Source organism: Pseudobdellovibrio exovorus JSS (genome assembly GCF_000348725.1).
Classification (GTDB): Bacteria; Bdellovibrionota; Bdellovibrionia; order Bdellovibrionales; family Bdellovibrionaceae; genus Pseudobdellovibrio; species Pseudobdellovibrio exovorus.
Genome location: NC_020813.1, coordinates 980,167 through 991,804 on the forward strand (window position 1 = coordinate 980,167; position 11,638 = coordinate 991,804).

Consider the following 11,638-nt stretch of genomic DNA (forward strand, 5'->3'; position numbering starts at 1 on the left):
TTCAATAGGTTCCAATAGCATCGCTACTTTGGCCCTCTGTTTGTACCAGAGCTGGTATGCAGAAGGCCATTCTCTTTAAAATTTTACAAAGAAGATTTAAGTTTCGAAATCCGCACCATTGGGTCCAGATACCGGACGATTTCATTTATACTCAGGATGAGTATCGTTCAGCTAAAGCCTATATTGAAATGCTGGCGAAGCGAGGAATAGCTTTCTCATATCCTGAGTGTCCTTATTACCCACCAGCTTTTTTGAGAATGAAAGAGCCTCCATTATTCTTTGAGTATTTAGGCGAGCCGATATGGCTGTCTTTAGATTTGTTGTCTGTTGTTGGAGCCCGTGATGTGCAGGTTGTGAGTGAACAATGGATGAGGTTACATCTAGGGCCTTTTATGGAGGAAAAGAAAGTGGGTATTGTCAGTGGTGGTGCGAATGGCGTGGATCAATTTGCTCACCTGACAGCAATTAAAAATAATGTGCCGACAATTGTGGTGTTACCTAGTGGGTTAATGCAAATGTATCCTCGCTCTTTACAGGTGTTGCTTCGAGAGCAAAAAAATAAAGTCTGCTTTTTGAGTGAGTTTGAAGTGAATCAGCCAGTTCACAAAGCGCACTTTTATTTTCGTAATCGTCTGATTGCAGCTTTAGGACTGTTCACGTTAGTGGTGCAATCTTCTTTGCGTAGTGGAAGTATGCTGACAGTTCATCATTGTCTAGAGGTGGGAAGGCCTGTTGCCACTGTTCCAGCTCATCCTCAGATGGCAGGTTTCGAAGGGAATATTAAACTGTTACAAGAAGGCGCATTTCTTGTACGAGGCTTTGATGATTTGCGTGATTTTTGGAAGGCAGAATTACAGAGTAATCAGAGTTTGTTTGGTGGTAGTCGCCACAAATAGGAGTAAAAATGGTACGCCATCACTACCTGTAGTGGTTGAAAAATAATGTGAAAAAATCATAAAAAAAGTGAAATTTTCTAAAAAAAGCCTTTGAAAAAAAAGTAAAAGTACTTCTAAATAGAGTTAAGGGAGGGGCGATGTGGTCAAGGATGACCCCGGTAGTAAGGATGCTACTGCATCGTCTCGTTTTACTTTCAACTCAAATCTGAGTAAAAAATAAGCTCAATCTAAATAAATCTAAAAGTTAGTGAATCTTAAAAAGGCGAAATAGGCTTAAAATTGAATTGAGCTTATTTGAGTCTGGAGCTTATCTAGTCCCAGACTTTTTTCAAATGATATAGCCCAAATAGGGTGAACAGAATGTTCGGCAGCCATAGTCCAATTCCCGTTGGAATTTGATTAGAACGTACTAAAGACTCAAAGCTGAGGTAAACCACCCAGTACAGGATGATAAAGCCTACAGACAGAATAAAGCCTGAGGATTTACCACTACGACGATTGGTGACGATACCAAATGCTAGCCCCAGTATGCCAAAAACAAAGCAGGCGGCAGATAGAGCCGAACGCTTGTGGTATTCAATGTCATAGTCTTTGCGCATTTCAGGAGTAATATCCTCGTTACTTTTTCTAAGTGTCAGAAGCTCTTCTAGATTAAGAGATGACGGAGACTTCTTTTTTTCCTCTAAACGGATAGGATCATTCAACAGGACATCGTAAGTATTGAAGTTAATGACAGTGTGGGATTCGCCTTTACGATGTATTTGCCCGTTAAAGAGTCTTAGCAAAACAGAGTGCCCCGGATGAGTGGTGTCTGGGATAATTTGTCCTTCAGCTGCAACAATAGTCAAAGGTGCATTGGGATTTTTTTCGTCGTAGATAAATAAATCGTTCAAAACTCCCGTCTGCGAATTTACTTTATTTGAGTAAACAACCAGATCAAAGAAGCCCTCTGAAAATGTACCTTCTTTGATAGAGGCAGCCGCCTTGGTATTGCCTAAGCGGTTGATAAGGACTTCAAACTGTCTATTTCCCCATGGAGCCAGATAGAACGATGTCTGTGATGAAACTAAAGTTACAAAAAGAGAAAAGGCAATGGCCGGCATGGCAATAGACCATGGATTAACCCCAGAAGATTTGAAGGCGATGATCTCAGAGTCTTGCGAAAATCGATTGTAAGTTAAGAGCACTGCAAATAGCAGACTCATCGGTAAGAGCAGCGGTAGGAACGAGATACTCATATAGCCCATGATGCGCACCATAGTGGTCCACTTAATTCCGTGTATGAGTAGAAATTCAGTCAGGCGCAGAGCTTGAAACATTAATAGAACGCAGATGAAGATAAAAACACCTAGCAAGAAGCTGGGAACTATTTCTGAAAGTATATAAGCAAATACGCGTCTATTTTTGAACATCTGGTCCCATCTTAAACAATTTCTTTGCACAGGTCATGGAGGGTCTTTTACAATAATAGACCAATGGACAGAGTTTTGCTGATTGTAGATGATATTCAGTATTGTCGACATCTTGAAATGACCCTTCGTAAGGTCGGATTTGAGATCGAGTCGATGAATAGTGAGTTCAATTTGAACGAAACTGTCCTGACTTTTAATCCTGACTATATTATTTGCAGAGGGAACAGTAATCGCTTATCTGCCCTCAATATTGCTAAAAAGCTAAAAGAGTCTAACACCAGACAGTCAGCAAAGGTCATTCTGGTCTTTCCAGAGGATTTCAACATCCCAGCAGAGGATCTGATTAAGCTGAAAATGGATATTCTTTTATTTGAGCCGATCAGTACTTTACGCATAACCATAAGCCTTTTCTCGTTAACAGGTGGAGACGTGGAGTTTGCAAAAGATAAGCTGCTTAAGTTTGCGATCACCGATAGCCAATTTCGTAATTACGAGCAGCAGCTCTTGATGTCTGCGGGAGTTACGCTGGATTCTGAAATCGAAGCCATTTCAGAAATGCGTCAATTTTCTCTGGGTAAGGAAGAGGAGCCTATTCAAACAGAGCCGCCGCAGGTAACGCCTCAAATTGATGAAGAATTTGTTTATGTCACAGGTAAGGCCGGTGTTGTCCCAGAAGAGTCTCAGTTGATTAGAACGGCAGAGCAAGACAAGCTAAATGAAGAAATCACAAATGTTTCAGGTGGGTTAGCGGCAAAAATTGATTCTTATAATCAGGCGATAAATAATCTTGATCAAGACTTGAGACATGGACTGAAAAAAAGGCAAACTAAGACGATCGGTAATCAGTTGCATAAAGACTTAATTGCTGAAGGAAAAGCTGATAAAGATTCTATAGAAGAATTGGATGCCGAAAGAAAACGATTCGCAAATGCTTTATTTAAAAAATAGAAACTATTTAAGGAGTAATTTATGGCACAAAACACACAACCAGTAACAGATGCAACTTTCCAAAATGATGTAATGAACTCTTCGACTCCGGTCCTTGTCGATTTCTGGGCTGAATGGTGTGGACCTTGCCGTGCTTTAGCTCCAAAACTTGAAGAGATCGCATCTGAAATGGCAGGTCAGGTTAAAATCGTGAAAATGAACGTAGATGAAAACCCACAAACTCCGGGCCAATTCGGCATCCGCGGTATTCCTGCGATGTTGTTATTCAAAGATGGAAAACAGGTGGGTGAGTTAGTTGGAAATCATCCAAAAGAAAACATCACGCAATTCTTAAAAACACACGCGTAGTCCTCAAAAAAATAAATAGAAAATAAAAAAGGGAAGCAACTGCTTCCCTTTTTTATTTTCTTTAGTCTTTTAGAAATTAGAAAAGATAACGTCTATAGGCCACACTCGAAACAAGTCCCAAGCCTGTCATCGTGGTCAGCATTCCGGAGCCTCCATAACTGAGTAGAGGTAAAGGAACGCCGACAATAGGTAATAAACCGATCACCATGCCGATATTAACGAACATATGCCAAAAGATATAAGCTGTGACCCCCACGGTAATGAGGGCGCCAAACTTATCCCTCGCTTGATGGGCAATCTCGAAACATATTTTAAATAGGAAGGCGAAGGTTATCAGAACGAGGAAGCTTCCAATAAATCCCCATTCTTCGGATAGAACGGCAAAGATAAAGTCTGTGTGGCGTTCAGGTAAAAACTCTAACTGAGATTGAGTTCCCATACGGAACCCTTTACCTAGAAACTTTCCTGATCCCACAGCAATTTTAGATTGAATAGAGTTATAACCTTTTCCTTGAGGATCTAGATCCGGTGAAATGAACGTGATCACACGATTCTTTTGATACTCTTTCAGGCCGTAGTTCCATGCCAGAGGTAAAGCAATGATGGCCGCCATAAAGATGGAAACCAAGATGCTCTTGCGAATTTTAACAAAGAAAAGCATCGTTCCCCCAATGAACATCAAGGTCATGGCGGTTCCTAGATCGGGCTGTTTCACAGTTAAACCAAATGGCAAAAGAATCAAGAAAGCGGGGAATGCGATTTCTCGAAGTCCCATACCTTTTCCTTGAGAGTTGTAATGAACAAGAATCTTAGCCAAGACCAGAATCAGACAGAGCTTCATCGTTTCAGAAGGTTGATAACGGAAGAAGTGAAGATCAATCCAGCGCTGACCACCCAAGACAACTTTACCTTTAACGTCAGTATAGATCAGGGCAGCGATATTAACCGCGTACATCAGCCAAATTAGGCGATTGATCCATAGGTAGTCAAAGAAGGTGAGGATAAAGAAAATTGTCCAGCCTCCAACAAGCCATACAATCTGTTGGATAAAAAGAGACTCCACACTGACTGAGTTAGGTCCGTGTGTGGCACTATATAAATTAAACAATCCGATAACGTTTAAACAGAAGATAAGAAGTATAAGGCGAATATCAATTCTGCTTAGAAAATTTCTTTCATTTACATGAAGACCACGTAGACCCATAATTAGTCCCCGCTACTTTCTGTTGGAACATGAACGCGTTTGTCGCCTTTTTTCAGGGCATTGGCGATCACATCAGGATGGTACTTTTGAAAATAAGCTTCAATCACATCACGAACGATTGGGGCGGCACCTGGATTACCATGACAGCTATGCTGAGCAAGTACGGCAACAATAACTTCTGGTTTGTCCCATGGAGCCCATGCGACGTACCAACCATGATGGCGCATATGAATGGGGCGGCTTTCACAGCTTTTATAAATTTGATCGGCCGAGAAACTCATAACCTGAGCTGTTCCTGTTTTTCCTGCCATTTGCACACCAGGAATTTTCAAACTTCTTGCTGTTCCACGGGTACCATTCGCCACACGGCGCATACCTTCTTTAACCACATCAAAGGTTTCACGATCAATTTTGTATCCATTCGGCTGCTGTAGAGTCACATCACGCAAGATCTCTGGCGAATTTTCGACAAGGACATTCCCATCATGGTCCACAACTTTTTTGATAATGAAAGGTTTTACAACTTTTCCGTCCGTCGCAATCGTGTTGTAAGCAATAGCTAACTGTAGAGGAGTCACTGTCACATAACCCTGTCCAATCGCCATGGTTAGGTTTTCACCAGGTTGCCAGTCTTCACCCCGAATTGATTTTTTCCATGCAGAGCTAGGAAGGCGGCCCGCGGCTTCGCGTTCCATTTCGATTTGCGTGCGGGAACCTAATCCAAGCAAGCTGATGTAGTTATACATTTTATCAACGCCCAATTTAATACCAAGCTGATAGAAGAAAACGTTACTACTTCTTTCAATTGCATCATAGACATTGATGTGGCCTTCACCATTTTTATTATGATTATGGTACCAGCGATTACCAAAGTACATACGACCCGGAGCAAATATGACGGTTTTATCTGTAATGACTTTTTCTTGAAGCGCAGCCAGTGCCACTAGGGGTTTAAATGTAGAGCCGGGCCAGAAGTGATCTTGGATAACTTTGTTGCGTAGTGGTTTGAAAGGATCACTGGTCAATTTATTCCAAACACGCGCAGGAATCTCTGTTGCGAAGTAGTTAGGGTCAAAAGAAGGTGAGTTAAGCCACGCAAGGATTTCTCCGTTAGATCTCATGGCCACAAGAGCCCCGATACGTTTCAAATCAGTGAATGATTTGTAAGCGGCTTCTTGAATGTCGCGATCAATCGTCAAGTAGGCACTATTTCCGTGTACAGGATCTAAATCGATGATTTGCTGACCATAAATATTAGGGATTTCAGTAATTGTTTTTCTGCCGTGAGCATCGACTTGGATAAAGCTGACGCCATCTTGTCCGCGGATTTTTTCTTCAAGATTTTCCTCAAGACCGCTTTTACCGACGATATCACCTTGTTCAAAAAACAAAGAGCCTTTGTACTTTTCGTTGAGTTTGGAAATTTCATTGCGTGAGATCTCACCCACGTAACCAAAAAGCTGTGCTCCATTTTCACGTAAAGGGTAATGGCGGATAATAGATTCACGAATCTCAAGGCCCGGTGTATCTAGGCGGATACGTTTTAATCTGAAAACCTCTTCACGTGATAAGTTATCTTTTAAACGGATGGTTGCAAACGGACCATTGATACGTCTGTTACGTTTAAAGCGTTCGATAATTTTTTCAGGTTCAATATCTAAAATAGGACCGACTACGCCAGCAAGTTCTTTTAGATTTTCTACGTATTGAGGTGAAATAATCACTTCGAAACCGGGTAGGTTTTCGACAAGAGCTTTTCCGTCACGATCTAAAATCAAACCTCGCGGAGCCGAGATTTTATTCTGTTTGATACGATTATTTTCCGAGAACTGTCTAAGACGATTCCCTTGGAAAATTTGAAGCCATGCTAACCACATCATATAGATCAGAAGGATAGCTACAACAAAGATACCCATAGTGCGATAGCGACTCTGGAACTCCTTTGCCTCATCGGGATTACTGATATATTCACTCATGTGAAGATACCTCCTGATGAGGTTGAGATGATTTTTGCCACTCGTCTTGATCCAGTAATGCCTTATCAAAAGAAGTTAGCGCAAAATACAGAGGGTAGCTGAAAATAAAGTTGATTAGGATTTGTAACAGTCTATCTGCAAACATAAAGGTGGTGGGTGTGATTTCAAGCAAGTCAGATAGGAAGTAGTAGCTGACTTCGAAGATCATGCTTCCCATTAAAGAGATCGTAATAAAAGCGAAAGCCCCGCTCAGTTGAATACGATCCTTAACAAACCAAATCGCAGTGAAAGTAATCAGTAGAGTTGTCCACAACATCTTAAGAGGAATCTCAGAGAAGTTAGTGAGGCAATAGGCTAGGAAGTAAATGTAGAAAATCGTGAAAACAGGTTTCCACTTCATCGAGATAAAGAAAATAATAATCAGCCATATTTGTGGTGAAGGCAGAAAGGTGATGATGTTAGGCCAAAAGCTCATTTGAAAGCCGCAGCTTAAAAAGAAAAGCAGCGTGAAGGCTAGAACCTTAAAGCAAAAACGCAAGCGTGTATTACTCATTTGTCGTTCTACTTTCTACTGGAGCTACGATTGCGGCACTTGCTTTTTGGTCATCTTTTAAAAAGTTTTCAAGCGCTGCTGATTTTACAATGAAGACTTCTTCCACTTTGTTCGAGTCCACAACGGGCTTCACTTCAATTTGCAAGGATGTATTTTTTGTTTTGCGTTCAACATTGGTGATGACACCTAATGGGAAGCCTTTAGGGAAGATGTTATCTAGTCCACCCGTAACAATAAGGTCACCATCTTTAACGTCTTCTGTGCGCTCTACGTATTGTAAAATACAAGTGTCTTTAGTTTTGCCTTCAATAAGGCCATGGGCGCGAGTTCTTTGAATCAAGGCATCCACTACAGAATAGCGGTCGGTGATGAGCATGACGTGAGCAGTTCTTGAAGATGGTTGGAAAATGTGACCCACAGCCCCAGAAACTGTCAACACAGCCTGTCCGGCTTTTAAGCCATGGTCAGTCCCTTTATTGATGGTGATTGTATTGTGGTCAGTGACTAAGTTTCGCCCTATCACCTGAGCCGGGATAAGCTCCATCTTTGTATTGTTTTGAAAATCAAGAAGAGTGCGTAATCTTTCCAGCTCATTTTGGTTTTCTGTGAAAAGGTTAAGGCGGGCTTTTAACTCGTCATTTTCCTTCTTCAAAGATTGATTATCCGTCTTAACATTGATGATGTTGATGTATTCGGCAGTTGTCGCACGTACGCCCTCACTCAAATTGAAAAATAGACTTTGTACGCTCTGAGCCAAAAAGGTGAAGGGCTGTGAAAACCAGCTATCCTGAATTGTCTTTTGCTCCATGTTGATGGAAATCAATGGCAACGAGATAATGGCCAGCAGAATCAATGCTTTTTTGAAATTAAAGTTTAAAAAATTCAAGTATAACCTCTGAACCTAAAAAGATAGCAAATCGCATCTAATTTTCAAGCTTACAGCGGAAGATTTTTTATTTTATTTTTTCTTGTAAATGCCTGAATTTCGTGAGGTGATATTGACCTGAAAAGTTAAGAAATCGGAGTGTATAATGAAAAACAGTCATCAAATGTCTGTCAGTGCAAAGATTAAAAAAGGCTTAAGTGACAAAGGTGTCACTGTAAGAAGTGTTGTTGCGGTTCTAATTTTCGGGATGATCGTTCTTGTCTTTATCCTATCTGGACGTCACCAAGGTGGCAGTATGTCTATGGGAGCAGCTGCGGAAGTAAACGGAGAGCTTATTTCTATTAAAGAATTCCAAGAAGAGGAAGAGCGCCTTGCGCAGTACTACTCTCAGCTTTTTGGTGGCCAGTTGGATTCAGACATGCAAAGAACTATGCTACGTGGTGAAGTCATGAACACCTTAGTCAGCAAGTCATTGGCAGCTCAAGCTGCTGAAAAGTCTGGCATTTACGCAACTGATGCTGAAGTTCGCTACATGATCGTTGAGGAATTACCATATTTCAAAACAGATGGGGTTTTTCAAGCGGACACGTATCGTGCGGTATTGCAGTCAAATCGTCTAACGACATCTGAATTTGAAGGCAGAATAAGACAAGATATCAAAAATCAAAGATCAAGACAGTTATTTGAATCGTCTTTGACGGTCTCTGAACTGCAAAAAGAGATTGAAAAAGAATTAAGATCTTCAAAAATTAATTTGGAATATGCTCAATTAAGTTCAGTTGAGTACGCAAAAGCTCATCCAGTGACAGACGCTGAATTGCAAAAAGCACTGGCAACTGAAGACTTCCTTAAAAAAGTGGAAGAAAACTACAAAGTGAACGAAAGCAGCTATGAAACGCCAGCACAGGTAAGAGCGTCTCACATCCTCATTGCGATGGCTGGTAATGAAGCTGCGGCTTTAGAAAAAGCGAAGCAAGCTTTGAAGCGTCTTGAAAAAGAAAGTTTTGAAAAAGTAGCAGCACAAGTCAGTGAAGATCCAGGTTCAAAAGTGAAAAACGGTGACTTGGGATATTTCTCTAAAGGTCAGATGGTAAAAGAGTTTGAAGATGCAGCTTTTTCACTTCCTGTTGGAAAATTGTCTGACATCGTTAAAACTCAATTCGGTTTCCATATCATCAAAGTGACAGACAAAAAAGAAGCGCGTAAAGACTCTTTTGAATCTGTGAAAAACGCATTGGCTCGTAAGCTTTTGGCTGATGAAAGATATCTTACTTTTGTAAAAGGTGTTGAAGCTGAATTAGCTGCTGGTCGTCCAGAAGTAGCTGTGGCTCAGTTATCACAGGCAAAAGTAGCATGGAAAGAGACTGGTCTGTTTGATATTGGTGCGGAAGTAGCTCCAGGTATGAACTCAGCTCAGGCGATCAAATTGGGGTTAGAGCTATCTTCACAACAGCCAGTGGCGAAGCGCCTTATTCGTGAGGGTGATGTTCAGTTCCTTGTGAAATTAAAAGGGAATAAGTTTGTGAATACAGAATTAAAGCCTGAAGAAGAAAGCGTCTTGGAAAGACAAAAAGCCATGGAAGCGTATGCTGGATGGGTGGATGCTTTCCGTAAAACAGCTAAGGTTGAAACGAATTCATTCTTAATTAATCCGCCTCAATAAAAATAATAGACTATTTTTTTAGTAAATGATCCGCATTAAAGGCCTCTGGAAAGAGGTCTTTAAATTTGTAGTTCTTTTCAGAGCCATCCAAGTTAACCAATGTCACATCTGTTTCGGGTGAACCGAACTCGGCGATCACTTGACGGCAGAAACCACATGGTGGCCATGGCTCTTTTTCATCGCTGGCAACAAAAACAGCTTCGATTTTAGTTTCAGAGACTTTGTTTTCGCTGAAGGCTTTGAAGATAGCGACTCGTTCAGCGCAAACAGTTCCTCCGTAAGAAGCATTTTCGATATTACAGCCAGAGTAATACTTACCATTTGTCAGTAGGATGCTAGAGCCGATTCTTTTTTGAGAGTAAGGTGAGTGTGAAAAGAGTAGGGCTTCTTTTGCCAGAGTTTTAAGTTTGTCTTTTAAAGAATTCATAGCCTATCTCCTTAAGTCGGTTCGACAACCATATCATAGGTATACCTTGTATGGCACTAAAGTCGTCGCAATCAATACGTTCGAATAAAATAATCCCCTGTTTTTCTATACGATAGCTTCCGGCACAGTCGTAGGGGAGGTCGCTCAATAGGTAGTTCTGGAGTTCGTCGGCACTGAGTTGTTTCATCTTCAAGCGGGTGACGTGATTAAGATGCCAGACTTGATGAGCTGCCATCAGTGTGATCGCCGTAATAAGATTATGCTCTTTACCATTCAGTAAGCTCAGTTGCTGTAAGGCCACTTCATGGGTCATCGGTTTATTGAGGATCTTTCCTTGAAAATCCAATAGCTGATCTCCGGCTATAATAAGAGATTCCGAAGAGGTCATGGGCAAGGAAGGTATTTGTGAAAAGACTTTTTGCGCTTTAGCTTTTGAAAGTCCTTCCGCTACAAACAGAGGTGAAGCGCCTTGGCTGAGAAGAGTTTGCGTCAGAGATTCTTCATCGACATGAGGGGGGTGGCAGGTGAAAGTCAGACCTGTTTTTCCAAGAAGTTCTTGGCGGTAAATAGAAGAGCTAGCCAGTATGATATTCATGGAGCTCAGTTTAACGGAAGAGAATGTAAAAAGCTTGCTTAAAACAGATTCATAAATGCTGGTGTAAATGCCTAATAAATAGACTTTAATTTTGCTCAGATCAAAATTATCTTATCTAGAGCTCTGCAAATGAAAATAATTATCATTTCTATTATCATTTTATTGTCATTTCGATTGGGGCCAAGTAGAACTGTTCATCGCCCAAAAGGCCAAAACAGAGGTAAACTATGCTGCCAAGGCAGAATGATCAGGACATCGTTAGAAAGCAAGAGCGTTACAAAGAAGAGGACTTCAAAAAGATCATCCGTTCGATGGGTTTGAAGATCACCGATCAAAGACTTTTAATCATTAACTGTTTACATGACTCTGAGGCTAAATCTGGCGAGCGCCATGTGACCGCTCAGGAGCTTTTTGAAAAAGTCTCTAAGAAAGATAGCAATATTGGTTTTGCGACGGTGTATCGCTTCCTACGTGATTTGGCGAACAAAGGCTTCGTAACTGAAGTTCGTATGGGCGGGCAATCTTCCCGCTACGAGCTGACAACCAAAGAGCATCACGATCACTTAACGTGCACTAAATGCGGTAAGATTTGTGAATTCGAGAATAAAAAAATCGAAAAGCTACAAGTTCAAGTTGCCGAGTATTTTGGCTTTGTTTTGACGAACCACATTCTTGAGCTTTATGGAATATGTCCATCTTGTCAGGCTAAGGGAGAATGATTTAGTCTGTA

Annotated in this window: 12 protein-coding genes; 5 read left to right on the forward strand and 7 right to left on the reverse strand. The window is 41.1% G+C overall.

Annotated features, from left to right (window positions below; all coding sequences use genetic code 11):
- Nucleotides 1-56: 56 nt before the first annotated feature.
- Entirely contained in the window at nucleotides 57-896 is an 840-nt protein-coding gene (locus A11Q_RS04895) for a DNA processing protein DprA (protein WP_015469681.1), read from the forward strand.
- Between the two features lie 311 nt (nucleotides 897-1,207).
- Here the strand turns inward: A11Q_RS04895 and lptF are convergent, their stop codons facing one another.
- Nucleotides 1,208-2,308: an LPS export ABC transporter permease LptF gene (gene lptF, locus A11Q_RS04900; protein ID WP_015469682.1), complete on the reverse strand. Its 1,101-nt coding sequence runs from the start codon at nucleotides 2,306-2,308 to the stop codon at nucleotides 1,208-1,210.
- Nucleotides 2,309-2,371: 63 nt separating this feature from the next.
- Between lptF and A11Q_RS04905 the strand changes: the two genes are divergently transcribed.
- Nucleotides 2,372-3,256 (forward strand): chemotaxis protein CheY, encoded by an 885-nt coding sequence (locus A11Q_RS04905; protein ID WP_015469683.1) that lies wholly within the window; start codon nucleotides 2,372-2,374, stop codon nucleotides 3,254-3,256.
- A gap of 21 nt (nucleotides 3,257-3,277) precedes the next feature.
- Nucleotides 3,278-3,604 (forward strand): thioredoxin, encoded by a 327-nt coding sequence (trxA, locus tag A11Q_RS04910; RefSeq protein WP_015469684.1) that lies wholly within the window; start codon nucleotides 3,278-3,280, stop codon nucleotides 3,602-3,604.
- A gap of 76 nt (nucleotides 3,605-3,680) precedes the next feature.
- On the opposite strand, the gene rodA is transcribed toward trxA, so the two are convergent.
- Genes rodA through mreC form a run of 4 tightly spaced genes read right to left on the reverse strand, consistent with a single transcriptional unit; the run spans nucleotide 3,681 to nucleotide 8,223 of the window.
- Entirely contained in the window at nucleotides 3,681-4,808 is a 1,128-nt protein-coding gene (gene rodA / locus A11Q_RS04915; protein ID WP_015469685.1) for a rod shape-determining protein RodA, read from the reverse strand.
- Between the two features lie 2 nt (nucleotides 4,809-4,810).
- On the reverse strand, nucleotides 4,811-6,784 hold the full coding sequence (gene mrdA, locus A11Q_RS04920) for a penicillin-binding protein 2 (RefSeq protein ID WP_015469686.1): 1,974 nt from the start codon (nucleotides 6,782-6,784) through the stop codon (nucleotides 4,811-4,813).
- Nucleotides 6,777-7,337 (reverse strand): hypothetical protein, encoded by a 561-nt coding sequence (locus A11Q_RS04925; RefSeq protein WP_015469687.1) that lies wholly within the window; start codon nucleotides 7,335-7,337, stop codon nucleotides 6,777-6,779. Before A11Q_RS04925 ends, mrdA begins: the two co-directional genes overlap by 8 nt.
- Nucleotides 7,330-8,223, reverse strand: a complete 894-nt coding sequence (mreC, locus tag A11Q_RS04930) for a rod shape-determining protein MreC (protein ID WP_015469688.1) — start codon at nucleotides 8,221-8,223, stop codon at nucleotides 7,330-7,332. The genes A11Q_RS04925 and mreC overlap by 8 nt, the downstream gene beginning before the upstream one ends.
- A gap of 145 nt (nucleotides 8,224-8,368) precedes the next feature.
- Between mreC and A11Q_RS04935 the strand changes: the two genes are divergently transcribed.
- Complete coding sequence (locus A11Q_RS04935; RefSeq protein ID WP_015469689.1) at nucleotides 8,369-9,886, forward strand: peptidylprolyl isomerase; 1,518 nt, start codon at nucleotides 8,369-8,371, stop codon at nucleotides 9,884-9,886.
- Between the two features lie 10 nt (nucleotides 9,887-9,896).
- Here A11Q_RS04935 and cdd read toward each other — a convergent pair whose 3' ends face one another.
- Together cdd and A11Q_RS04945 are read right to left on the reverse strand one after the other, a co-directional pair.
- A complete protein-coding gene (cdd, locus tag A11Q_RS04940; RefSeq protein WP_015469690.1) occupies nucleotides 9,897-10,313 on the reverse strand; it encodes a cytidine deaminase in 417 nt (138 codons plus the stop codon).
- Nucleotides 10,288-10,908 (reverse strand): Maf family protein, encoded by a 621-nt coding sequence (locus tag A11Q_RS04945; protein ID WP_015469691.1) that lies wholly within the window; start codon nucleotides 10,906-10,908, stop codon nucleotides 10,288-10,290. The genes cdd and A11Q_RS04945 overlap by 26 nt, the downstream gene beginning before the upstream one ends.
- Nucleotides 10,909-11,135: 227 nt before the next feature.
- On the opposite strand from A11Q_RS04945, the gene A11Q_RS04950 reads away from it, so the two are divergent.
- The gene (locus A11Q_RS04950; RefSeq protein ID WP_015469692.1) at nucleotides 11,136-11,627 is read left to right on the forward strand and encodes a Fur family transcriptional regulator; all 492 of its coding nucleotides are present in this window, start codon (nucleotides 11,136-11,138) and stop codon (nucleotides 11,625-11,627) included.
- The last annotated feature ends 11 nt before the right edge of the window (nucleotides 11,628-11,638 follow it).